Source organism: Prodigiosinella confusarubida (genome assembly GCF_002847015.1).
Lineage (GTDB): Bacteria > Pseudomonadota > Gammaproteobacteria > Enterobacterales > Enterobacteriaceae > Prodigiosinella > Prodigiosinella aquatilis.
Genome location: NZ_CP025085.1, coordinates 3727194 through 3752715 on the forward strand (window position 1 = coordinate 3727194; position 25522 = coordinate 3752715).

A 25522-nucleotide genomic window follows, 5' to 3' on the forward strand; every position below is an offset into this window, starting at 1 on the left:
AATCCGCCTCAGTCCAGTCCAAGCACACCGCGCAGCAGCGCCAGATCTTCCGCCAGCGCAGTAATCGGCCCTTTCAACGCCGTGCGATCCGCATCAGTCAATTTCTCATAAGATTCGAAACCGTCTTTGGTCCGGTACTTCGCCAGAATGCCATCCACAGTCTTAAAATTGGTATCGATCTTAGCCAGCAGTGGCTGATTGGCTTTTTCCAGCAGAGGGCGTAATAAGTTGACAATCTTTTGCGCACCGTCAACATTGGCCTGAAAATCCCACAGGTCGGTACGACTGTAGCGGTCTTCCTCACCACTGATTTTGCTGGCTGCCACTTCTTCAATTAGCCCAGACGCGCCGCCGACCACTTTACTCGGCGGGAAAGTCAGCGTCGCAATTCGTTGTTGCAGTTCCAGCGTATCGCTGTACAGACGATCGGCATACTTCGTCATGCCTTTAGTGGTGTGATCAGCAAATAGCGCCTTCTCCAGGCGGTGAAAACCAGTGAAGTTTGGATCTTCAGCTTTCTTCTCATAGTCATCTTCACGGGCGTCAATACTTCCATCCAGATCAGAGAACAGCTCCGCGATGGGCTCAATCCGTTCATAATGTTGGCGAGTTGGCGCATAGAGCTGCCGCGCCTCCTCCAGCTTGCCGGCTTTGATGGCATCGGTGAACTTTTTGGTCTGCAGTACCAGTCCATCGACCTCTTTAGTCACATAGACCTTGTATTCCGCGATCGGCCCGACCAGATCCAACAGATTGATTTGCGCTCCAGACATCTTGTCTGACGTCGCGGTAACGACAATCTTGCCTTTAGGGTTACTGAGCAGACCACAAGTCATGTCATATTCGCCCGGTTGCAGGTTGGCGGTCATTTTTTGGGTAAAACCTGGCGCGATATTTTCACGCTCTTCCACCACCATCACCCCTTTGAGGATCTCCCATTCCAGATTTTTCTGGCTGGCATTCGATACCACAAACTGTGTTTTGCCCGCCTTCAGGGTGATTTGCATCGGTTCACACTGCTTGTCGCTAACCGTTACCTTAACTTGCGGAATATCCGCAGCCAGTATGCTAAACACGGGCAGGGTAAATAAAGCGGCGCACAACGATGTACGATTAAAGAATGGTGCAGACATAGACATATCCCTTTTTACAATTAATGATGATTTTTATGTTGTGCCGGAACCGCTATTGGCCCCATGCGTTGCGGAAAGAAAAAGAAAAACAGCACCGGGATCAAATACATAAAATAGACAACCACCTCGCTGACAGTTGGCGCTTCCTGATAGCCGAAGATGCCTTCTAGCAACGTGCCAAACAGTGTATGGGTAGAAAGTGTGGTACTGAAATCAAACGCTACCTGTTGAAACTGGTTCCACAAGCCCGCTTCGTGGAAGGCGCGGATCGCCCCCGCGGCCAGACCAGCGGCAACAAACAGGATGAACAGACTGCTCCATTTGAAAAAGCGGGCCAGATTCAGTTTCACGCCGCCCCAATAGATCATCATCCCCACCACGATGGCACACACGAGTCCGAGTACGGCGCCAATCGGTGCGGCAATACCGACATCCTGCTGAAAAGCCGCCAGAAGAAAGAACACCGATTCCAACCCTTCACGCGCGACGGCAAAAAACACCATCGCCACCAGCGTCCAACCCTGACGTTTACTGGCGCTGAGTGCCTGATCGATAGCACCTTCCAGATGCACCCGAACCGACCGGGACACTTTACGCATCCAGAACACCATGTAGGTCAGTATGCCAACGGCGATCACCGCGACAAGACCTTCGAACAGTTCCTGCTGTTTCTGCGGAAACTCTCCCGTAGTGGCATTGATAAACACCCCAAGCGCCAGACACAACACCACTGCCAGAATGACCCCACCCCAGACCGCACCCTGCCATTGTTCGCGTTGGGTACGTTTCAGATAACTGGCGATCAGGCTGACGATCAGTGCCGCCTCAAGCCCCTCACGGAACATGATGAGTAAGGGAACAAACATGAATAATGACTCCTTAAGCGGACATAATGCGTAGCGGAACACAGGTCCGCCGCAACAATATAAATGCAAACACAAGTGGTAACAATAATGGTTCTTATTTAACAATAAAAAGTAAGATGAGATAAAGTGATTTTTCTAATTAAATATTGTAGAAAGACGAACCCACCGACAGCCCAGCTATAGGCTTCCTGTATCACAGAAGCCGAAAAACACAGGTAATGTTCTGAAATACCGACGCTACTGGCCAGATATCAGCGCGTTATACATCAGCGCATCGGCTCGTAATTGAATATAATAATTTGCATATGCTATAAACGAAGCGTATATATGGCATATGCCACTATAGAGGAGACGTTATGCCGCGACCTAAAATTCCAAGAATCATTTGTGGAAGGCCCGCTAATAGCTGTTTCAAACCTAATGGCCGGTCAATGAATCAGCTTGAACGTGTCTATCTGAAAGAAGATGAGTTTGAAGCATTACGGCTGGTTGATCTGATGGGAATGCAGCAACAGGAAGCCGCCGTCGAAATGGGCGTTTCCCGTCAAACACTGGCCAACGTATTAAAAGCAGCCCGCTTTAAAGTCGTGGACTGCCTGTCTCAGGGGAAAGCCCTGATGATGTCCCATAATGAGAGGAGTATTGACAATGATCACAGCCATTCCGATGAATGAAGATCGTATTGCCGGGCACTTTACCAAAGCGCTGAGCATCGCGTTCATTAATGAGCATGGCACAGAGATAAGTCGCCATGCTAATCCGGCACTGGACACCAACTGTACCGGCAAGCAGCAACTGATTGAGTTACTTCTTGAACAACAAGCCGACCATATCATCGTGCGTAATATTGGTACACAGATGCTGGGACGCTTACTGGAACATCATTTCCAGGTATTCCAACTGGATGGACGTCAACCTGATACGCTCAAACCAGACGACATCCCCGTAACCGCATTAACTGAAGCCAGTCAAGGGAAAGCCTCGCCAAACCATGCTAACAAGCCGGAAGGTGGATGTGGCTGTCACCATCATGATGACAATCCCGCTACTGACGGAATTGTCAGACGCTGCTGCCAGCAAGATGCCATTCATGCGCCTGGACATAGCGCCTGCCATTCAAGTGGGAACAAGTCCGGTCATGGTCACGGTAAATGCTGCCATTCATGATGATCTATACCCAAAATAATTCGAGTTGCAGGAAGGCGGCAAGAGAGTGAATCCCGATGAGCTTACTCAGATAAGTGATTCGGGTGAATGAGCGCAGCCAACACACCTGCAACTTGAAGTATGACGGGTCTATACTTATTTATCTTGCGGTGGGAACACCCACTATCGAGCCATACGTTTGTTAACAGGAGCCAAGCATGAGCAAGAGTTACAAAACCATTAATCAGGAACAACGTCAGTTAAGCATGGCTTACCAAAAAGAGAGTACGGAGGTCATGGATGCGTTCATGACGCTGCACAAAGCAGCCATAAAGGAAGGCGCGCTAAGCATCAAGCAAAAAGAGCTAATCGCGCTGGGCATCGCTATTGCCGCGCGTTGCGACGGTTGTATCGCTGCTCATGTTGCCGACTCACTCAAGGCCGGAGCCAAAAGAGAAGAACTGGTAGAGGCCATCGATGTTGCCATTTTAATGGGCGGTGGCCCATCGATGATATATGGCACCCAGGCACTTGCCGCCGTTACTGAATTAACTGAATAATTCCGACTGACTTCCATACCGCGCCTGAGTCTGTATTCATTGACTGATTCCAGCGATTATCAAAAAGGCGCGGATGCAAAAACCAGATATACCCTGAATAATTCAAGTTGCAGGAAGGCGGCAACACAACGAATCCCCGGAGCTTACCCCCATAAGTGACCAGGGTGAGTGAGGAGAGCTAACACTCCCCGCAATTTGAAGGATGATGGGTATAAGATAGGTATTAATGCGAATCTGCTAATAACAGCATTATTAATTTTTAGTTAAGGTTTATATTATTCATAGCATGAAACATTCAATCAAAAATAATAAAAAACATCACTAATTCTACTAATAATCGGTTGAGATAAACATAATTACTGATCCGATGAATATACCTGTTATCTCGCACATTGCTGATATATTGGTATCCTTCAGTTACCCGGCACATCTCTGGGCTTCACCCCTTGGTGCAGCCGTCAGCCGCACGCAAACAACTCTATATAATATTAAATAAAATCAATAAATTATATTGAAAAATCAGAAGCCACTTACCTCCTATCTTCCAGCATATTGAAACCTGTTGGGTATAACAACATTGTAATATAATCCCGTAACATAGTTAGTGCAGATAAAATAGTTATTGAAAAAATGAAAACAGATAATTATTTCCACTAAATTAAAAAATAAAGATCAATTGGTTAATTCATCGCGTGACACAGATCAACGTTATGTCATATCAATATACTTTACGATGATTTAACATTTACTCAAGGATAATGGAGAGAATAATGGGAATAATATCGTCTTTCCTCTCTGCTGCCGGTAAAATCGGCATTCACGGAACCAGCCCCACCAGTGGTAGCTTTGATTGTGATGCCCTGCCAACATCACTCCACGCAGCCGGTGTTCCCAATAAATCAGGTCTGCTGCTTACTTTCGTGCCTCCCAATGTGAATTTTCCGCAGGTCAGTGCTGCCTGGCAGCGGTTCTCCACCCCCAACAGAACCGTGATAACCCTTTCATCGACAGGAGCGTTGTGCACCAAACCAGACGCCTCCACCTACTGCGACATGGAGGGCCATCAGGGCAGTTGGTTATGGTTACCTCAGTCATTGATTTCCCAACATGAAGTCCACATGGTTGATCTGCACGTGCAGCGAAAAGCCACTGCACGTCAGCGGATTGATGCTATTCGCAAGGAATTGGAACGACTTGATGTCAAAATGCCGTTATCGGCGGACAGAACGTTTGCCATGGTGTATTGCGATGGACTTTCTGCCTCGGAAGGTTTTTTGATGCAGGCCTGGTATGCCTGCGGACGCTTTCCCTGCCTGCCGATTGGTGGTTCTGCTGGCGGTAAACTGGATTTTAGCGCCACTTATATCGGTACTGGCGGTTCAGTACTACAGGGAAAAGCGGTATTAATTTTCTGCCGAATGGCTAAAGGCAAATCCTTTGCACCATTCAAAAGTCAAAACTTTGAACCGACATCAAAAAGCTGGCTGGTTGCCGAAGCCGACCCGGTGGCACGTACCGTTACCTCAGTATTCGATGATCAAGGCCAGACAATACCCATTGTTGCAGCATTAGCCGATTACCTCCGTTGTCCACCAGATCAAATCGGCAATCGCCTGGAGGGAAAAACCTTTGCAGTAAAAGTGGATAACGAATATTTCATTCGTTCTGTGGCGGCAATCAAAGCTGATCATATCGACTTTTTCTGCGATCTGGAGTTCGGCGACCGACTCCATCTGCTTCAGGCAACCGATTTTATCGCCACAACCCACAATGACTGGCAGCAGTTCATTTCCCACTGCGGTACAACACCCAGTGGCCTGCTGCTTAACGACTGTGTTCTACGACGAATGGGAAATCTCACAAAGCTGGGTAAGGCCAGTTTTTTCGGCAACGTCCCGGCCGCAGGCTTTTCCAGCTTTGGTGAAATTCTCGGTGTTCCTATTAACCAAACCTTGTCAGCGCTGGCTTTCTTCAATCGCGATATCCAGGCCATGACTCGCTTTCCTGTCGAATATGCGGCATATGCGGGTCATTATGCGCAACGTTCATTGCGCCGCTGGGAAGCGCTCAACAGCATTCAATCTCATGTTGTCAATCAGGTCGTAGACTATGAACGAACACTCGCGCCGTTGTTAAGCACTCTGCCCCAACTCGAAGAGGCGACGATGCGTCAGAGCAAAACACTGGAAATGGCGCAATCCAGTATCCGCGAAATCAGCGACAGTGCGACATTAACCCGCGCCGAACAGGATCGGCTGGAAAACGGTCTTAACGATCTGGAGCATATTTCGCTCGGTATCAGTCAAATAACCGGCGGTATCAACGCCATTGCCGATAAAACCAATCTGCTGGCGCTTAACGCGGCAGTCGAGGCTGCCCGGGCTGGCGAGGCAGGCCGGGGTTTTGCCGTCGTCGCTGAAGAAGTGCGCAAACTTGCCAGCTCGTCAAAAGAGCAGGTGGATGCCACCACAAAAAGCATTAAGGAAGCGGTGAATACCATTGCTCATATTCGGGAAATTGCCTCACAAACGGTCAGTACGACACAAGAAATGGCTGATAAGAGCATTTCTGCCGCGAATCAGATTGCCAGCATGAGTGCGGATACCAACAAAAACCACAGTAACCTCACCGCGAATCTGAATAATCTGAAAGAACTGGTCAAAGGGATGGATGCCATGCAGGACGCACTTGACCAATTAACCATGTTGCAACGATTGACATCATCCTGATGTACTGAATATTCGGCCCCCTCCTACCCGTGACGAATACACGAGGGGGCCAGCATTAATAGTCAGGATAAAGGGAGTTCTGCGTGAGTCTGGCGGGTAATCAGTGATCGCAACGGAACACTGCTTTTCATAATCGGCGATTTAATAACAATATAACTAAAGTATTTATCGATACCGACTTTGCGGTCCAACAGCCCTTCTATCACGTCCTGATAATGCTCAATGCTGCGGGTAATGAAACGCAGCAGATAGTCGTACCCGCCGGTAATCAGGTGACACTCCATCAGTTCATCCACCTCGCGGATCGCGTTTTCAAACTTGATGAACTCTTCCCGGCGATGCCCTGCCAACGTCACTTCAGTAAACACCGTTACCGAATCGGTAATTTTAGTGAGGTTGATATGTGCCTCATAGCCAGTAATAAAGCCTGCGGCTTCCAGTCTTTTTACCCGTTGCAGGCAAGGGCTGGGGGAAAGGCCAACCGCGTCAGCAAGGTTCACGTTACTGATACGACCATCTTTTTGCAGGTGTACCAGAATATTGATATCAATGCGGTCAAGTTTCATTAAACCGTTCATAACCCCCCTCATTGGCCAGTCAGACGCTATTACTCAGATGATATAGCACGACTCCGACGGTATAACACGCTTTCGACCTGTTACGCCAGTGTTAACCCTGGGCATACCATCGGTGTGTGATTTGTGAATAATGCTTTAAAATCAATAAGGAGTGAAATTACTATCCCAAGCGTCCCGAGGCACGAGCCAGTGCAATATCAAAGATATGCGAGGCTTCTTCCAGTTGCGAATCACTGGTGACCAGCGGTGCCAGAAAACGGATGGTATTACGGTATACCCCGCATTTAATCAGTAACAGCCCTTCCTGACAGGCATAATCCAGAATTTTCTGCGTCAATGCAGCATCCGGTTTACGGCTATCTGGATCGACTATTTCGGCAGCCAGCATAAAGCCCGTGCCGCGCACGTCACCGATGCAGGCATACTTTTCCGCCAGTTGCTGCAATCTGGCCCGCAGTTGCTGCCCCAGCGTATTTGCCCGAACCAGCAACGTCCCTTCTTCCATCAGATCCAACACCGCCAGCGCAGCAGCGCAGGCCAGGGCGTTACCACCATAAGTACCGCCCAACCCGCCTGGCAGAGCGGCATCCATTATATCGCCGCGACCAATCACCCCAGAAATCGGTAATCCGCCGCCAAGACTTTTGGCAACCGTGATCAGATCAGGCACGATGCCGCTGTGCTCATAACCAAACATTTTTCCGGTGCGGCCAAAACCACTCTGGATCTCATCACAAATCAATACGATGCCGTGCTGCTGGGTTAATTGCCGCAGCGCCTGCATAAAATGGGGTGATGCGGGCAAAAAACCACCGTCCCCTTGTATCGGTTCGATAATTATCGCTGCGACCCGCTCCGCCTGAATTTGTGCTACAAACAGCGATTCCAGCGCCGCCAGACAGGTAATTTCAGTGATGCCATGGAAGGTATTGGGAAATGGAACCCGATAGATATCTCCCGGGAACGGGCCGAAATTCTGTTTGTAGGGCTGACTCATGCCGGTGAGCGCAATACCTAGCGATGTACGGCCATGAAAAGCGCCGTCAAAAGCTATCACACCACTGCGCCCGGTATAGGCTCGGGCTATTTTCACCGCATTTTCCACAGCTTCGGCACCGCTGGTAAAAAATATGCTTTTATACGCCACGTCGCTGCCCATCAACTGATTCAGTCGCCGCGCCAATTCAATGTAACCGGGATACGCCGCCACCTGGAAACAGACATGAGAAACCTGCTGGAGCTGTTGCTGTACCGCAGACACTACCGCCGGGTGATTATGGCCCACATTCAGGACGCCGATTCCGGCGACAAAATCGAGATAACGATTACCTTCAATATCCCAGACCTCAGCCCCTTTGCCTTTGGCGATAACCAATGGATGTGCGGTGACGACACCACGCGGGATATGCTCTGCGCGGGAATCCAGTAACAGGGTGTTATCAGCAAATACCTGCTGTTCAGCCATAAATTTCTGCATTGCGTTACCTCATCGACGGAAAAATATCTGTGCTTATGTAATAAGCGCATTCGGCTGACGATCGGGATCACCGTATCAACAGCATGGACTATTGAGTTAATGGGTATTGCGTAAGTTACATTTCAGAGCACACTGCACGAATGGAGCCGATGACAGTGGCAGATCAACGGCTAATATCCCTGTTGCCGGTCAATCAGCCCGACCATCGTTTCACCTCGCTCAAAACGGACGATATTCTCCAGCAATGCCGCAACCGCTCCTTCAGCCTGAGTCTGACTGGCAATATGCGGCGTCAGCCATAATGCCGGGTGGGACCAGAAAGGATGCGCGGCCGGCAAAGGTTCAGGATCCGTCACATCTACCACCGCCGCGCGCAAATGGTGGCTATCCAGCGCCCGCAATAAGTCCTGATGATCAAGCTGTGCCCCCCGTCCCACTTGAACCAGCGCTGCCCCTGCGGGAAGCTGTGCAAATAATTGGGCATTCAGCATGCCAGTCGTCGAGGATGTTAACGGCAGCAGGCAAACCAAAATATCCGTGCGTGCCAGAAACGTGTCGAATTCAGCTTCACCACACCAGCAGCGCACGCCTGGTAACGCCTTCGGCGTACGGCTCCAACCGCCACAGTCAAAACCGAACTGTTGCAACTGCGCCAGCACCGCTTTTCCCAGTATGCCCAGCCCCATCACGCCGATACGGCGTTGCGGCGCAGGAATCAATTGATGCCCTTGCCAGCGAGCTTCACGTTGTTGTTGCAGATAACGCGGCATGTCACGGTGCAATCCTAAAACCGAAAACGTGACATATTCCACCATCCCACGGGTAATGCCCGGTTCGACCATACGCACCACCGGTAATGACCGCGGCAACCTGTGAAAATCGAATTGATCGGCCCCCGCCCCCACTGAAAACAGCACGTTGAGATTCGGTAAACGCGCCATCAATTCTGCTGGCGCATCCCAGGCCACCAGATATTCCACCGCGGCGGGATCCGGGATCTCCGGCCACTGACGAAAGATCGCCGTTGGTTGTTGTTGGGCAATTAGCGCCGCCCATTGCCGACCACGTTCCGGCGTGGATTTAAACAGAATGTTCATCAGGCCAGCGCCTGCGTCATCAGAGCAAAGGCACTCATGCCAGCCGGTGTCGGTTGCCAAGGCGTACCACGGATCATCATCACCGGCGCATCCACCTGTTGCAGGCCGCAATCCCTTAACCAGCTTCCCAGACCCAGTGTTGGATCGCTGTCGATGCGCACAAATTCCCCGTGCCGTGATGACATCAAGGCACTGATCAGCTGTTGCGCCGCCATCGCACTATCAGCGATAACGGGGCCGATCACGCATCCACGGCCAAAATGGTGCATGGCCGCGAACCCCACGGTTTTGCCATCCTGCACCAGCATTATTACTCTGGCCGTCGCCAACAAATGCTCAAACAGCGCCGGGCGATACAACCCATGAGCTTGCTGATCCAACGAGGTCAACAACGCCATGTCATCGGGCAACGCCAGACGTAATTGCTGGCCTGGCAGCAGCGGGATCGCCGCTATTGGCCTCAGTCGCGAACATTGATACTGGTGAATTTCTCCAGTGGCGGCGAATCCCAGCCGGGCATACAGCCCCTGACCCGCGACGGTCGCATGCAGACGGACATTGCATCCCGGTAACGTATCCAACAGTCCTTCCATCAGCAAACGTCCGATCCCCTGCCCTTGCCGTGCCTTATCCACCACCACCAGACCGATAGTCGCCCACTCATTCCCCCAGCGCCAGCACAGTGCGGTGCCGACGGGTTGACCATTCGCTTCCGCCACCAAACCCGTGCCAAGCTTCAGCGCATCCCGCCAGTCTTCCCGGCGATGCGGCCAATCCATCTGCTGTGTTAACAGCCAGCCACAGTCAGCATCTGCGGTAGTCATCGTGCGTAATCTCAGACTCATTTTTTCCTCACATCATGCCCGGCGCATCAAGCCCGGAACCATCCACCAGTCGTGAATAACGAAACGGAGTCGGGTCAACAATCGGCGTATCACCTGCGATCAAGTCAGCGGCCAGACGCCCGGCACCGGGGCCGATACCAAAACCATGGGCACTGTAACCCGCCGACAGTAACAGACCTGGCAATTTTTCCACCGGAGAAATAACCGGAATGGCGTCCGGCGTGCTGTCGATCATCCCACCCCAGGCTTGTACCGCTCGCACGGCAGCCAGTGTCGGATACTCTTTCCGCATCGCCGACAGACCTTCCTGCACCATCGACATATCCGCCGCCGGATCAAGGATACGTACCTTTTCAAACGGTGAACGTGCATCAAATTGCCAGGACGCGACAGTTTCCGGGCCAGTGAAGAACGGCTTGAACCCGATACGGAGTGAAAGATTTTTGCGGCGCGACTTGAATGTTGGATAGAACTGCCGGGCATAGCGCAAGCTCTGGATGCCCGGTTCCAATCTTCCCCGACCAGAAACGGAGACCGTATAGCTGCCATCCATCTGTGGTCGACAGGCAAATGCGGCGGTATAGAAAGGCATGCTGATCACTTGTTCAATCGGCGCGGTACGAAACGCGGTTCCGATAACATTACCCAATGGCAGCTCGATACCATGACGGCGACAGAACATCGAGGTCCACACGCCACCCGCACAAACCACACGGGTCGTTTTAACCAGCCCGCGTTCCGTCCACACCCCACTTACCTTGCCTGCGGAAATATCCAGCCCACGCACCGCGCACTGCTGGATAACATCGGCACCCAGACGTTGTGCGGCGATCACCAGTCCGGCACAGGCCAACGCGGGTTCAGCATGACCATCCATCGGCGATGACACGCCCCCTAACCAACGAGTAGTGCTGCCCGGCGTCATGGCTTTGGCCTGCTCGGCGGTCAGAATATCGCTGCGCACACCATAGGCTTTAGCCATTTTTCCCCAACGATCCCAGGCATCAATCTCCGTCTGATCCTGCGTGGCATACAGTAAACCGGAGCGACGGAATCCCAGTTCCTCGCTGGTTTCATGCTGTATCTCTTCCCAGCGCTGCAAAGCATAGATAATTAACGGCAACTCCCGCTCATCCCGGTTCTGCTGTCGACACCAGCCCCAGTTACGGCTGGACTGCTCCGCCCCGACCAACCCTTTCTCCAGCAACAAGACACTGATCCCTTTTTTTGCCAGTTCGTACGTCGCTGCGGCACCGGCAATGCCGGCACCCATCACCACCACATCCACCGCTTCCGGTAAGTGACTGCTATCCTGAACATATCTGATCGGTGCTGGCATCTGTTTTCCTCTGTTTAACCGTATGGTGTCATATTGTCTTGCCCGGTATGCGGGCTTATTGCTGCAAGGTGGTGGTGTTACCCGACACTATTCCGCTTTTAAAATCTCGCTAGGCAGTGCTTCATGCTCTTCCAGCCAGCCTTGCCGTAATTCCGGCACCGCCCGTTTCAATCGCTCATAATACAAATCAGTAGAGGGTTTATCGTAATCGGCCCGCACTACCTGCGTCACCTTGCGGCCACCCTGCATAACAATAATCTCATCGCACACGGCACGTACCGCATGCAGATCGTGGCTGATAAATATCACCGTCAACCCGAGTTCCCGACGCAGGTCGGTAATTAAATCCAGTATGGCGGCGGCCACCACCGTATCCAGCGCCGAAGTGACCTCATCACACAAAATCAGATCAGGTTCGGCAGCCAGCGCCCGCGCCAGATTAACCCGCTGTTTCTGACCACCGGACAGCGCGGCGGGACAGCGATGCAACACATCATGCGGCAGCTTGACCAGATCGAGTAATTGCCGCACCCGCCGTTCCAGCACTACACCGCGCAGCCCGTGAAAAAGCATCAACGGGCGTTTGATTATGGTGCCAATGGAGTGGGCCGGATTCAGCGCTGTATCCGCCATCTGGAACACATACTGGATGCGCCGCAGCTCATCCTGTGAACGTTGTGACAAGCTGGCGGCAATGTAGTGACCATTAAACAGAATGTGACCGTCACCCGGCACATTGATACCGGCAATCACATGTGCCAGCGTGGTTTTCCCCGATCCGGATTCACCGATAATCCCCAGTGCCTGACCGCGATATAGCCGGAAATTAAAATCGTCCAGTATTTTGACCCGCGGCTGCCCATCCGCACCCTTTGGCCCATAACCTGCTACCAAATCACGCACTTCCAGCAGTGGCTGCACCGTTGATTCTTGCGGCTGCCATACACTTTCACGTTGATGTTGTCGGGCCGCCGCCAGCAAGGCACGGGTATATTCCGCCTGCGGTGCCGTCAGCAATTGGCCGGTGGTGCCATACTCCGCGATATTGCCATTGAGCAAGACCAGAATACGGTCTGCCATCTGGGCTACCACCGCCAGATCGTGACTGACGTAAACCGCCGTCATGCCGCGCTGGCGCACCACACGCCGGAACACTTTCAGCACCTCCACCTGCGTGGTGACATCCAGCGCGGTGGTGGGTTCATCCAGAATCACCACCGCCGGATCACTCATCAGGGCCATCGCCGTCATCAACCGCTGCAACTGACCGCCAGACACCTGATGCGGATAGCGCTGACCAATACTTTCCGGTTCAGGCAGCGCCAAATCGCGGAACAGCGCCTGTGCTTTGGCTTGTGCCTCTTTACGCCGCATCAGACCGTGGATCAGTACCGGCTCAATCACCTGTTCCATAATCCGCATCGCCGGATTAAACGCCGCGGCGGCGCTCTGGGGAATATAGGCCACCCGATTGCCACGAAACTGACATAACCGGGATGGCGTCAACGAACGGACATCCGTACCGGCAACGTGAATGTTACCGTCGGCAATCCGGCAACCGTGACGGGCATAGCCCATCAACGCCAGTGCGATGGTGGTTTTGCCGGAACCGGATTCACCAATCAGCGCCAGCACTTCGCCTTTCTGTACCGTAAAGCGAATATCGGAGACCAGATTCACCTCCTGGCCCCCATCAGTCTGAGCGACAATACGCAGGTTCTCTACCGAAACCAGCGGCCGCGCTGTATGCGCTGTCACGTTCATGCACTCCCCCTGGCCAGCGTAAGTGGTCGCCGCGTTTGTAGACTGTCAATAAACAGGTTGGCGCCGATAGTCAGGCTGGCGATAGCGATGGCAGGCATCAGCACCGCCGGAGCACCATCAAACAATCCTTGCATGTTTTCCCGTACCAACGTACCCCAGTCAGCATAAGGTGGCTGCACTCCTAGCCCAAGGAAACTCAACCCACTGAGCAGCAGGACGATATAGACAAATCGCAGACCCAAATCAGTCAACATCGGATGCAGCATATTCGGCAGGATATCGTGCACGGCGATATACCAGCGACTTTCCCCCCGCAAGCGGGCCACCTGTACATAGTCCATTGAGCGCAGACTGCTGGCCATCGCGTAGGCAATACGATAAGCACCGGGCCAGTAGGTCACCACCGCGGTGAGAATCAGCATCGGTAGCGACGACCCAAACACCGCGACCATCATCAAGGCCAGAATCTTGCCGGGCATAATCAGCAACGCATCATTGATGCGGCCAATCACTTCCTCCAGCCAGCGCCCTGCCAATGCGGCAAACAACGCCAGCGCCGTTCCCAGCAGGCTTGCCAGCAATGCGGCCGTCAGCGCCAGCCCGAGGGTATAACGCGCGCCATACAGAATCCGGCTCAGCATATCCCGGCCGAGATAGTCGGTACCCAGCCAGAAGTGGCGGTTGACGTCGCCGAACAGATCACCGCTGCCGATATCCTCCAGACTATGCGGCGCCAGGCTATTTCCGCACACCGCCATCAAAATCCAGAACAGGGTGATCGATAAACCCACCCGCCCGGCGATCGACAGTGATAAAACAAAGCGCCACGGCAACAAGAGTCGGTTCATCAGCCCCTCCACTTAGGATTGAACGCAATGGTGATAATGTCCGCCATCAGCAACAACGACAAATAGCAGACCGAGAAAAACATCACGCAGATCTGTACCACCGGCAGATCACGGTTGCTGACCGCATCCACCATCTGGCTGGCCAGACCGGGATAGCTGAAAATGGTTTCAATAATCAGCACCCCGCCGAACAAATAGGACAGACTGAGCGAGACGGCATTGGCAATCGGCCCTACTGCGTTGGGTAAAGCATGACGCAGGATGGCACGCAGTGGTGAAACCCCTTTGAGCAACGTCATCTCAAGATAGGGGCTGTCCATCTGATTGATGATGGCCGAACGCGTCATCCGCGCCATCTGTGCCACCAGCACACAACACAGGGTTATCACCGGCAATGCGTAGGTACGCAAAAAGCCCGTCAGATCCTGATTCGGCGACCCCAGAGACATAGCGGGAACCCAATGCAGCTTCACCGCAAAAATCAATACCGCCACCGTCGCCACCAGAAACTCCGGCACGGCTACTACGGACATCGTGCCAATCACCAGCACGCGATCCAACAGAGAACCACGTTTCATCGCCGCAGTAATACCAATCAACAGCGACAATGGGACAGATACCAGCGTGGTAACGGCTGCCAGCTCAAACGTGGCCGGAATGCGTTGCGCGATCAATTGCGTGACCGGAACATTACTGGCGAAAGAGGTGCCAAAATTCCCGTGCAATATACCGGTAATCCACAAGATATAACGTACCGGCAAGGGTTGATCCAACCCCAGTTGCTGACGCAGCGCCGCCACGGTTTCCGGCGTGGCGGACTGCCCGAGAATCATTTGGGCCGCATCCCCCGGCAACAGACTGGTGATGAAAAACACCAGTGCCGAGATAATCAGTATCATCAACAGACCCGTGCCACAGCGCCGGGCGATCAGTGCCAACATGTACCGGTTCATTACGCTTCTCCTTGATCAGGCAGACAACCAGGCAAATTCATGGAAGCGATAGCCCATCAGCAGACCTGACGGCCAGGCCTCAATTCCTTTCACCTTACGGCTGTAACCATCAAGAGAACTGATGAACAACGGAATGAGTGTGCTGTTATGCTCATAAATCAGCTTCTGCATATCACCGTACATCTGCTTGCGTTTTGCCGTATCACGCTCACTACGCGCTTGCATCAGCAACTGGTCAAACTGCACATTCTTCCAGCCGGATTCATTCCACGGTGCATCAGAACGGTAAAATTGAGAGAACAGCATATCCAGCGTCGGGCGCGGATTAATGGAGCCGTAACCGATGGGATCTTTCATCCAGTGTGCTGACCAGTAGCCATCATAGGGTACGCGTCGTACCTGCAAATTCATCCCCACCGATTTCCCAATCTGTTGTAATAACTGACCGCCTTCCACCGCCCCTTCAATATTCGGCGTGGTAACAATTTCGGCTTTGATGCCCTGTAGACCAGCCTTTTTCAGATGAAAGCGGGCTTTATCCAGATCGTAGGGCCGCTGAGGCAGATCCTTGTTGTACATCGGATGCCAGGGTGGAACCGGCACATCGTTGGCAATGTCGCCATAGCCCTGCAACACGGTTTTCAACAACATTTCTCGCGGTTGCATGTATTTCATGGCCAGAACAAAATCAGGATTGTTTCCCGGCGCATGATCAGCGCGGATGATCAGGTCGCTGTACATACCGGACTTACTTTCCAGAATGCCGAACTGATTGCTCTGGTTGAGGCGTTTTACATCCCGGGCCCCAATGGTCGCCACGACATGCAGGTCGCCAGACAATAGTGCGTTAACGCGGGCCGCCTGATCGGTCACGCCCAGCAGTTCGACTTCATCCAGATGCGGCAGTCCCGGTTTCCAGTAATTTTTATTACGGATCCCTACCGAACGCACACCCGGTGAAAATTCCTGACAAACATAAGGCCCCGTGCCCACGGCTTTGGTGAAGCTTTTGGTGCCGTCCTGCAGGATCAAGAATGGGCTGGTGGCAAGGATGGACGGCAAATCAAAGTTGGGCTGTACCAGCACAATCTTTACTTCTGTCGGGTTGATCGTCGTTGCCGACTGAATCTGATCCGCCAGCTTGATAGCCACTGAACCGACTGCCGGATCTTTATGCCGCAGCAGGGAATAAACCGCATCCTGTGCTGTCAACGGTTTACCATCGTGGAACGTGACGCCGGAACGCAGTTTGAACTGCCAGACGCGACCATCGGTAGTTTCAATACTCTCGGCCAAGGCTGGCTGAGGGATCATGTGTTTATCCAGCTCGGTCAACCCATTGTAAAACATGAACTGGCGCGTGTAGTCGCCATTATTACTGCCTTTAGCTGGGTCGAGGGTATCGGTAGCCGAGGCATTGGACACCGCTGCACGCAGTTTTCCGCCGTTGACCGGGGTTTCGGCGGCGAAGCCCAGATCCGGGAAACCGAACAGCCCGGTACTCATCACCACACCAGCAGACAGCAGCTTGATGACGCCCCGCCGGGAAAACGACACATCGGTGATGGCTTGCGTCAGCGGTGAAATCTTTACCTGGTTATTTTTATCAAATTTACTCATCTGTCTACCCTCAAAATGATAACGTTGTAGAACTCAGGAGAACCGATCCCTGGCTTTGTAGTAGAGACCCGCTAGTGGTAAAAACCAGGGTTTGCCGAAATAACCGGGTATCGCTGGCCAGTGCTTGCGCATCCACGGGTTATCGCCAGCATGACCAGTAACACAGTTCGCCATAACGTTTCCCATCCATACCGACATCTGAGTACCGTGTCCGCTATAACCTACCGAATAGAACACGCCATCATGTTCACCAGCCCGAGGTAAACGATCGGCGGTCATATCTACCTGCCCCCCCCAGCAGTAATCAATCCGGGCTTCTCGCAATACGGGGAATAGCGCACTCATACCCGCTTTCAGTACCTCGCCACTGCGCTGATCCGAGGTCGGGTTGCTCATCGCAAAGCGAGCACGGCCGCCGAAAATCAGCCGTTGATCTGCCGTAGTACGAAAATAATTGCCGATATTCATCGACGTCACATAAGTGCGTGTCGTCGGAAACAGCGCGGCCAACAACCTGGCATCCAATGGCTCCGTAGCCACGATAAAGCTGCCCACGGGAATAATGCGGCGCTGGAACCAGCGGAACGGGCCGTGATTAGAACAACCGGTCGCCATCAATACCCGGTCGGCATCGATTTCACCACGCGGCGTTATTACCCGGTGGCGATAGCCTTCCACCCGATGCAGCCCCGTCACAGGAGTCTGTTCAAAAATACGTGCGCCATGACGAGCCGCCACATTCGCCAGCCCAATGCCAAACTTGCCCATGTGCATCTGTCCGCCACGGTGTTGAATCAACCCGCCATGAAAACGGTCGCTACCGATTTCATGACGGACATCCGCCGCACTCACCAGCTCAACCTCTGGATCAACCGTGTTACGCATCATTTCCCAGGCCGCCTGCAACACCGGGAAATGGGACGGTTTACTGGCCAGTTTCAGCTTTCCGCAACGCAGGAAATCACACTCGATCTGCTCTTCCACCACCAGCCGCTGCACATAATCGACGGCATCGGCATAAGCACGGTAATAGCGGCTGGCCTGCTCCAGCCCCTGACGGGCGACCAGTGAAGAAAAGTTTTGCGCCACACCGGTATTGCAATGCCCCCCGTTGCGACCTGACGCCTGTCCCAGCACCGTTTCCGCTTCTAACACCACGACTTGCTGTCCGCTGCGGGCCAGACTTCTCGCCGCAGACAACCCGGTAAACCCGGCACCGATCACCACCACATCAGCCTGTGACGGCAGTGCATCCTGATCCCCGCCAGTGAAAGCCGGTGCTGTTGCCTGCCAGAAGGATTCCAGTTTCATTACCCGCCCCTTTTCGTTACGGCGTAATTTGTGGTTTAAAGCCCGACGATGGCAGCCAGCCCACCGATATTGCTAATTTCGGTGTAGCCATAATATGGATTGGCGGCATCATGCCCGCGGTTTACAAAAACCTTATGGGTAATCCCCATGTCGTGGGCAGTCATCAGGTCATAACGCAGGCTAGAAGAAACATGCAGGATCTCTTCCGGGCCACAGTTGAGCTGCTCGAGCATATATTCAAAGGCCCGCATCTGCGGTTTATAAGCACCAGCCTGCTCGGCGGTGAAAACCTTGTAAATCGGCGCGCCCAGGCGCGGCACGTGATATGTGATCAAGTCATCCATAGAATTGGTCAGCAGCACCAGCGGGAATTCACGTGCCACAGTTGCCAGCCCGGCGGGAACATCCGGATGCGGTCCCCAGGTGGTGACAGCGGTATTGATGGTGTCACAGTCACGTTCGTCACAATGGAGATGCCATTTGGCACAGGTGCGTTGAAGCGCGTTACCCACTACCTGCGAATAGGGTTTCCACGCGCCCAACACTTCATCCATACGGTAGGCCGAGAAATCGCTGATGAATCCAGGCATATCCGTTTCGCTGACCCGATCAGCAAATCTGGCGGCAGCAGCACCGGCCATATCAAATTTGATCAGAGTGCCATAGCAATCGAACGTGATGTATTTCGGTTTAAACACAGCCATTTGCTACCTCAAAAAGTCAAAAATGGAAAACACCGTGCTGATTCAAAAATCAATCAATACGCTTTTATCGCGACGACAGCTTTCAAATGCCTGGCGACCTAAATCCTTGCCAATCCCCGAACCATGAAAACCGCCGGTAGGAATAATGAAGTCACCGGAACGGCCATAGCGGTTGATCCACACTGTGCCCGCAGCGATACTCCGCATGGCACGTAAGGCGCGCTGAATATTCAAGGTATGCACTCCGGCACACAGGCCGTATGTCGGATGCGCCGCCAGCGCCAGCCCCTCATCTTCATCGTCGAACAGTTGCACCGTGAGCACCGGGCCGAAAATCTCTTCAAGGACTGCCGGGTTATCCGGCTGCACGCCAGAAATCAGCGTCGGTTGCCAGAAATAGCCATCACCGGTGGCGTCAAAACAAGCCCCACCCACCAGAACGTCTCCCCCTTCAGACCGGGCCGCAGACACCCGTTGTGCCACCTTCTGCGCTTGCCGGGCATCGATCAGCGGGGAATAACGGCTGCTCTCCAGCCAGGTCGCACCGGGACGTATCCTCTGACAACCGGCAATCAGCTTTTCAAGCAACGGACCCGCGATAGCGCGCTGTACAATCAAGCGAGTTCCGGCCACACAAGCCTGACCGCCGTTGGCGGTAAATCCCCGCAGGATACGTCCGGCTACCTCGTCAACATCCCCGGCGTCATCAAATACCAGTTGTGGGCTTTTGCCGCCCAACTCCAGCGTCACCGGCTTCATACCGTTGAATGCCGCGTCGCTCATGATACGCGCGCCGGTCTGGGTCGAGCCGGTGAACGAGACTTTGCGGACCAGTGGATGTGCTACCAGAGCGGCACCGGTTACTGCGCCACTGCCCTGAATGATATTCAGCACACCAGGTGGCAGTCCTGCCTCCAACGCCAGTTCAGCCAGACGTACAGTGGAAAAGGGTGTCAGCTCAGAGGGTTTTAGCACCACCGCATTACCTGCCGCCAGCGCCGGACCGCATTTCCAGGACGCCATCGACAGAGGAAAATTCCACGGTGTGATAGCACCAATAACCCCATAAGGTTCAGGTACCAACATGCCAAGACTGGTGTCGCGGGTAGGAAATAGATCACCGCTATACTTGTCGGCGCACTCGGCATAAAAGCGAATGGCTTCGGCAGTAAAAGGAATTTCGTGCTGACGCACATCGGTAATAGGACGGGTTGAGCCCACCGCTTCAAGCTGGCCAAGATAATCTGCATCAGCTTCGATCAAGTCAGCCCAGTGCCGTAATACGACAGCACGCTGACGCGGCGGACAACGACTCCAACCACTTGCCTTCAGCGCGCTATCCGCCAGCGTAACGGCCTCATCCACCAGTTGGGTATCCGCTTCGTGTAAATCAGCATAAGGCTGGCCATCTGACGGACGCATCACCGTGATCGGGTTACCCTGCCCCACCCGTTGCCGACCATCAATAAAATGACTGGCAGGTAGCGCGACACTATCGGGATTGAAACTCAACATAACCTGCGCCTTATATTTGAATGCATTGGTTATAGCCGGCATTTTTCAAGATGACGGTTGATAACGTTGTTGGAAAATACGTTCAATTATCAGATAAGTTTTAATTACTTAAGTCACATCGTAGCGTTAACTTATCCTCAACTTTACGTTAACTTCGCTTTTAATTTCTGTTTTGACTAATGCAGAAAGTATGCCAGCCGATAAAAAATAATAATGCGTAAAAACGGAGCCAAAAAAATTTTATGCCGTTATGAACGGTAAAATTTTCCAGATACACCGACTAACTAATTACATGATTTTAATAAAAAATAAATGCACTATCACAATGCAATCAATTCACTACTTGCACCATTTAGGACCAGTTGATTCTCGCGGACAATACGCTGAAGACATGTGGGGGAAAATAAAAGGGAAGAAACGCCAATCTGGATTAATTATGTCGATGTTTTAACAATTAGATTAATTAGGGCAATAAATAATGAATAAAACTTATCTGATAGCAAACCACATTTTCAGCCAGTGCTGCCTGAACCTGCCGTCACATCTCGCAACAAAAAATCAATATTTATTCATTATCTCTAAACCCTTTCTGATAGCCGAATAATATGAGGTCGCCACACTGAAAAGGATTTCAACCACAGAAGGTAACTATCATGCTATCAAGAAGACACATATCTCGACTTGGCTACCGACCAGACCTGCCGGATATCCGCGATCACCACTACGCACCTGCTCTTGCTGTCCTGCATAGTCTGCCACCCGCAATGGAGCTGACTGTCGATTTTTCAGCGTATAACCAGGGAGAACTCGGTTCTTGCACCGCCAATGCACTGGCCGGTGCAGTACAATTTGATCGGCGTAACGCCCATGAATCTCCCGATTTCATTCCTTCCAGGCTGTTCATCTACTACAACGAGCGCACCATTGAAGGTGACGTGAAACACGACTCCGGTGCCACGCTGCGTGACGGCATTAAAAGTCTACACAAACTGGGCGTATGCCCAGAGTCTGACTGGCCTTATGACTACACGCGCCCTGACAGTGAAAGTGGTGCCTTTCCCCCCGGTGCACTGGCAGCCACCAAACCACCAGCAAATTGCTATAAAGAAGCGCTACAGTATGTCATCACCAATTACCAACGCGTAAATCAAGATCTGTCACACCTACAAGGATGTCTGGCAAGCGGATTCCCGTTTGTGTTCGGTTTTGTTGTGTACGACACCTGGCTGGAACACCCTAAGCCCCCTACGGTAGTCCCCATGCCCTCAGATAAAGACAAACCAGAAGGAGGGCATGCCGTACTGTGTATCGGCTATGACAACAGCACCAACCTGTTCAAAATTCGCAACTCCTGGGGAGTTGACGTCGGGGAACAAGGCGACTTCTACATTCCTTACGATTATCTGTTGGATAAGAAACTTTCCAGCGACTTCTGGGTGATCAATACAGTGAAAAATTGACGTTTTCTGCTTAACCCGCACGCAGTCGACGGTAATATTTGGCCCGTGATAAGTTCACGGGAGCCTCTCAACACCGCCATTACAGCGGTTCAGCCCGGTACAGCGCGGACGATTGCTTCCTGGCACCCGACAGGGTAAACACAGAAACCAGTGTGATACTCAGCACTATTCCGCCCAGGATGAGATACGTATCCTGAAACCCGATGCGATCGTACATATTGCCGGCAAAGGCGGAAAGGAAAATAGCCGCCAACTGTTTGGCAAACTGAAAACCGATCAGATAAATGGTGGCAGACAAGCGCGTGTCGAACGTCGTAGTAATGTATTTAAAGGCACCCACCAGCAGGAATGGGACTTCCAACGCATGCAGCATCTTCAGCGCCACCACTTCTATTGCCGTGGTGGCAAACGCGGAACCGATAATACGCACCGTCATAATCAATCCGGCCACCAGCAATGTGTTTTTAGCCCCGATACGATTAATAATCCACGGTGAGCAAAACATGATGATGGCATTCGCCAGCTCGCCCAGCGTAGTGGCAAAGCCGAAGATTTCATTGCCCTGTTGCGGCGAAACAAAAAAGGATTTGAAGAAGGTGGCAAACTGCTGATCGAACACGTCATACACACAGGCCACCCCGACGACATACAGCACGAACATCCACAGTTTAGGCAGACGGAACAGGCCGCTGACCATACGTAATGTAAGCTGGGGTTGGTTGGCACCCAACGCCCCCATCACCTCTGCGGTCTGATTTTTCTCTGGATGGGCCAGCAGCAGCAAAATAAGCAGAATCACCGCCGCACCGGAACCCATCCAGAACACCAGCGCCGGATTGACGTTAAACAACACACCGGCGGTAGAGGCACACAGCCCCCAGCCAAGGCAGCCAAACATCCGCGCCTTACCATATTCAAACCCGCTCTGACGGCTGACACGCTCAATATAAGCCTCCACCGCGCCGGAACCGGCTGAAAACACCAGACCGATATAAATCCCCCCTGACAGTGCGCCCAGCAGGCTGTTCACCTTCAACAACGGAGCAAACACATACAAGAAAAAGGGAGCGAACAGAAACAGCAGTATGGTAATGATCCATAACAACTGCTTTTTAAGCCCCAGTTTGTCAGAAATAATGCCCATCACCGGCTGGAACAGAATGGCAAACAGCGAGATACAGGAAAAAACAATCCCGGTCTGGGTTTTGTTCAGGCCAATGGCATCCGACAACCAAATGGGCAAAAACGGAAAACAGGTGGCCATGATAAAGAAATAGAGAAAGAAAAAAGCACCAAATATCCAGAAGTTACGGTTTTTTTTGTAGGTACATACGCGTTCGATCGTGCGACTGGTATCCATGTTCTTATCCTCGCGGTGCGATAAAGGAGAGGAGCCGCCTCTCCCGGCGGCATTACAAACGTTCTAATCCTATCAGCAGCGCGGTTTCCGGATTCATGATCGGCAACCGAAGTCCGGCCTTCATCAACCACTCCCCACTAAACTCCGCAGATTGCACCATCCACGACGGCAACCGACACATGGTGCTACCACCGTCGATTACCGGTTTCAGGTCGGGGTGGTCAAGAACCGTCAGCCGATAACATGCTTGAGGATTTAACCCCGGCAACCGTAGTACGCCAGCCAGCGAGTAGTCTGGCATCGCTAACTGCGCCACCAGAAATACCGCCTGACCCTGTTGCTGGCTGACCACACCCTGAACCTGCGTAGTGCGATCCGGCATGTCCACCCGCCACAGATTGCCGGTATGCAATAGCGGACGCAGCTGTTTGTGCAAGGCCACATAGCGTTGAAAACCGGCCTGCTCCTGCGCATCCGCCGTGACCGGATCCAGTTCGATACCCATATGACCGAACAGTGCGGTCAAACCGCGAAAGGCGATACTGTGCTGACGCCCGGTGGCGTGGCAACAATGGTGGCCGATGTGTGCCCCCATCACTTCCGGCGGGAAGAAATAACTCATACCACGCTGAATAGACTGACGCTCCAGCGCATCGTTATTATCTGAAGCCCAGAAACGATGACAGCGTTTCAGCACTTCATAATCGATACGTCCACCACCGGAAGCGCAGGACTCGAACTCCACTAACGGGAAACGCGCATGTAAGGTATCCAGCAGACGATAGAAATGCAGCGTTTGCGCATGGGCGGCGGCTTTGCCTTGATGAGCCGGCTGCACCAGCTCACGATTCATATCCCATTTGACATAGTCAACCGGGTGTTCACCCAACAGCCAGCTTATGCGCGCCAGCAGGTAATCGAACACCGCCGGATTCGACAGATCGAGCACGTATTGATAGCGCCCGGTGGGAGGCTCATAACCGGGAAGGGTCAGCAACCAGTCAGGATGCGCACGGTAGAGGTCGGAATCCGGATTAATCATTTCCGGTTCCACCCAAATACCGAACTCCATCCCCAGTGATTTGACATGCTTGATCACCGGCATCAGCCCCTGAGGATATTTCTTCTCGTCAATATACCAATCCCCCAACGCCGCCCGGTCATGATCACGCCCTCGGAACCAGCCATCGTCGACAATAAAGCGTTCCACTCCAAGCTGTGCCGCCCGATCGGCCATCCGCATGATGTAATCCGGGTCATGATCGAAATAGATCCCTTCCCAGGTATTGAGATGAACCGGCCGAGGATTAGGGCGTGGGAAGTGGATAATGTTCCGTCGCAAAAAACGGTGGAACTGTTGGCTCATGCCATTCAGCCCGTGATCGGCACAGGTGGCGTACAGCCACGGCGTCGTCAGCGTTTCCCCCTCCGCCAGCGCCACTTCCCCCGGCAAATACAATGCTTCGGCCTGAATCACCCGGCGACCATCCGTTTTCACCTCGGCCTTCATCCGGTGATTACCACTCCAGCCGAGATGCGCGCCCCATACCGCCCCTGTCTGCTCACGAAATCCCGGTTCGCCACAGACCAACGCCGGAAAATATTCATGGGACGTCCGCCCCCGGCGGTTTTCCTGCACCAAACTGCCATGTTCCAACAACACCCGATGCGGCTGAAATTCACGAACCCAGCGACCATGAAACGCCATCACTTCCGCCGCCTGTTCCGGTATCGGCAACGTAACCGCCAGACGGTTTACCTGCCAGGGTTGATGATGCAGATTGGTTAACTGATGGCGGATTTGCAGTACGCCGCTGTCGGCATGCAGTTGCAGCTCACTGACCAGGCGTAACCCGGCCTGTGGGTCTTCGGCCGTAATGGTGAGATAGTCCGCCTTTTGCATCACATCGCGGGTAACAAACACCGGAGATGCATCCAGCCCGTTGCGGTGACCCTCAATGCCCGGAGAACCAAACAGTCCTCGGCCGGTTTCAGCCGCCAGCGTCACCGGGGTATCCACATCCAACCGGCCATTGGCTATCGGACGTTGCAGACTTTGCGTATCCTGCGGGGAAAAACAGTCAAGATGCGGCCCCCAGTAGAGAATTTCGGCTGCCGGAGAACAACGGACAATCAAGTCGGCCACCGAACTGGTTAAACGAATGACGGTAGAATCCATAGTGATATTCCTGCGTGGGATTTCCATCATTCTTTACC

At 52.8% G+C, this 25522-nt stretch carries 21 protein-coding genes; 5 read left to right on the forward strand and 16 right to left on the reverse strand.

Annotation, left to right across the window (positions count from 1 at the left end; translation table 11 throughout):
* Positions 1–8 precede the first annotated feature (8 nt).
* Positions 9–1133, reverse strand: a complete 1125-nt coding sequence (gene efeO, locus CWC46_RS17030; protein ID WP_021015345.1) for an iron uptake system protein EfeO — start codon at positions 1131–1133, stop codon at positions 9–11.
* Positions 1134–1153: 20 nt separating this feature from the next.
* Positions 1154–1999, reverse strand: a complete 846-nt coding sequence (gene efeU / locus CWC46_RS17035) for an iron uptake transporter permease EfeU (RefSeq protein WP_021015344.1) — start codon at positions 1997–1999, stop codon at positions 1154–1156.
* 356 nt (positions 2000–2355) lie between these two features.
* On the opposite strand from efeU, the gene CWC46_RS17040 reads away from it, so the two are divergent.
* From CWC46_RS17040 to CWC46_RS17055, 4 genes are all read left to right on the forward strand, one after another.
* Positions 2356–2673 (forward strand): DUF134 domain-containing protein, encoded by a 318-nt coding sequence (locus tag CWC46_RS17040; RefSeq protein WP_021015343.1) that lies wholly within the window; start codon positions 2356–2358, stop codon positions 2671–2673.
* A complete protein-coding gene (locus tag CWC46_RS17045; protein ID WP_021015342.1) occupies positions 2648–3166 on the forward strand; it encodes a NifB/NifX family molybdenum-iron cluster-binding protein in 519 nt (172 codons plus the stop codon). Before CWC46_RS17040 ends, CWC46_RS17045 begins: the two co-directional genes overlap by 26 nt.
* A gap of 197 nt (positions 3167–3363) precedes the next feature.
* A complete protein-coding gene (locus CWC46_RS17050; protein WP_021015341.1) occupies positions 3364–3705 on the forward strand; it encodes a carboxymuconolactone decarboxylase family protein in 342 nt (113 codons plus the stop codon).
* Between the two features lie 770 nt (positions 3706–4475).
* Positions 4476–6434 (forward strand): methyl-accepting chemotaxis protein, encoded by a 1959-nt coding sequence (locus CWC46_RS17055; protein ID WP_021015340.1) that lies wholly within the window; start codon positions 4476–4478, stop codon positions 6432–6434.
* Between the two features lie 62 nt (positions 6435–6496).
* On the opposite strand, the gene CWC46_RS17060 is transcribed toward CWC46_RS17055, so the two are convergent.
* From CWC46_RS17060 to CWC46_RS17115, 12 genes are all read right to left on the reverse strand, one after another.
* Positions 6497–7012 carry an Lrp/AsnC family transcriptional regulator gene (locus CWC46_RS17060; RefSeq protein WP_021015339.1) on the reverse strand — a complete coding sequence of 172 codons (516 nt, stop codon included), beginning with the start codon at positions 7010–7012 and terminating at the stop codon, positions 6497–6499.
* A 160-nt stretch (positions 7013–7172) separates the two neighbouring features.
* Positions 7173–8489, reverse strand: a complete 1317-nt coding sequence (gene gabT, locus CWC46_RS17065) for a 4-aminobutyrate--2-oxoglutarate transaminase (protein ID WP_021015338.1) — start codon at positions 8487–8489, stop codon at positions 7173–7175.
* Between the two features lie 170 nt (positions 8490–8659).
* Positions 8660–9586: a 2-hydroxyacid dehydrogenase gene (locus CWC46_RS17070; protein ID WP_021015337.1), complete on the reverse strand. Its 927-nt coding sequence runs from the start codon at positions 9584–9586 to the stop codon at positions 8660–8662.
* The gene (locus CWC46_RS17075; RefSeq protein WP_021015336.1) at positions 9586–10431 is read right to left on the reverse strand and encodes a GNAT family N-acetyltransferase; all 846 of its coding nucleotides are present in this window, start codon (positions 10429–10431) and stop codon (positions 9586–9588) included. Before CWC46_RS17075 ends, CWC46_RS17070 begins: the two co-directional genes overlap by 1 nt.
* Before the next feature lie 7 nt (positions 10432–10438).
* The gene (locus tag CWC46_RS17080) at positions 10439–11770 is read right to left on the reverse strand and encodes an NAD(P)/FAD-dependent oxidoreductase (RefSeq protein ID WP_021015335.1); all 1332 of its coding nucleotides are present in this window, start codon (positions 11768–11770) and stop codon (positions 10439–10441) included.
* 87 nt (positions 11771–11857) lie between these two features.
* The gene (locus tag CWC46_RS17085; RefSeq protein WP_021015334.1) at positions 11858–13534 is read right to left on the reverse strand and encodes an ABC transporter ATP-binding protein; all 1677 of its coding nucleotides are present in this window, start codon (positions 13532–13534) and stop codon (positions 11858–11860) included.
* A complete protein-coding gene (locus CWC46_RS17090; protein ID WP_021015333.1) occupies positions 13531–14382 on the reverse strand; it encodes an ABC transporter permease in 852 nt (283 codons plus the stop codon). The genes CWC46_RS17085 and CWC46_RS17090 overlap by 4 nt, the downstream gene beginning before the upstream one ends.
* Complete coding sequence (locus CWC46_RS17095) at positions 14382–15335, reverse strand: ABC transporter permease (protein WP_021015332.1); 954 nt, start codon at positions 15333–15335, stop codon at positions 14382–14384. Before CWC46_RS17095 ends, CWC46_RS17090 begins: the two co-directional genes overlap by 1 nt.
* A 15-nt stretch (positions 15336–15350) precedes the next feature.
* Positions 15351–16955, reverse strand: a complete 1605-nt coding sequence (locus tag CWC46_RS17100) for an ABC transporter substrate-binding protein (RefSeq protein ID WP_021015331.1) — start codon at positions 16953–16955, stop codon at positions 15351–15353.
* Between the two features lie 33 nt (positions 16956–16988).
* Complete coding sequence (locus CWC46_RS17105) at positions 16989–18266, reverse strand: NAD(P)/FAD-dependent oxidoreductase (RefSeq protein ID WP_021015330.1); 1278 nt, start codon at positions 18264–18266, stop codon at positions 16989–16991.
* 35 nt (positions 18267–18301) lie between these two features.
* Positions 18302–18970, reverse strand: coding sequence for a haloacid dehalogenase type II (locus CWC46_RS17110; RefSeq protein WP_021015329.1), 669 nt, complete (start codon positions 18968–18970; stop codon positions 18302–18304).
* A gap of 42 nt (positions 18971–19012) precedes the next feature.
* Positions 19013–20485 carry an aldehyde dehydrogenase family protein gene (locus CWC46_RS17115; protein ID WP_021015328.1) on the reverse strand — a complete coding sequence of 491 codons (1473 nt, stop codon included), beginning with the start codon at positions 20483–20485 and terminating at the stop codon, positions 19013–19015.
* A 653-nt stretch (positions 20486–21138) separates the two neighbouring features.
* On the opposite strand from CWC46_RS17115, the gene CWC46_RS17125 reads away from it, so the two are divergent.
* The gene (locus CWC46_RS17125; protein WP_021015327.1) at positions 21139–21945 is read left to right on the forward strand and encodes a C1 family peptidase; all 807 of its coding nucleotides are present in this window, start codon (positions 21139–21141) and stop codon (positions 21943–21945) included.
* Between the two features lie 79 nt (positions 21946–22024).
* Here the strand turns inward: CWC46_RS17125 and CWC46_RS17130 are convergent, their stop codons facing one another.
* Both CWC46_RS17130 and CWC46_RS17135 read right to left on the reverse strand, forming a co-directional pair.
* Entirely contained in the window at positions 22025–23305 is a 1281-nt protein-coding gene (locus CWC46_RS17130; protein ID WP_021015326.1) for an MFS transporter, read from the reverse strand.
* 52 nt (positions 23306–23357) lie between these two features.
* Complete coding sequence (locus CWC46_RS17135; protein WP_021015325.1) at positions 23358–25484, reverse strand: alpha-galactosidase; 2127 nt, start codon at positions 25482–25484, stop codon at positions 23358–23360.
* Positions 25485–25522: the final 38 nt, after the last annotated feature.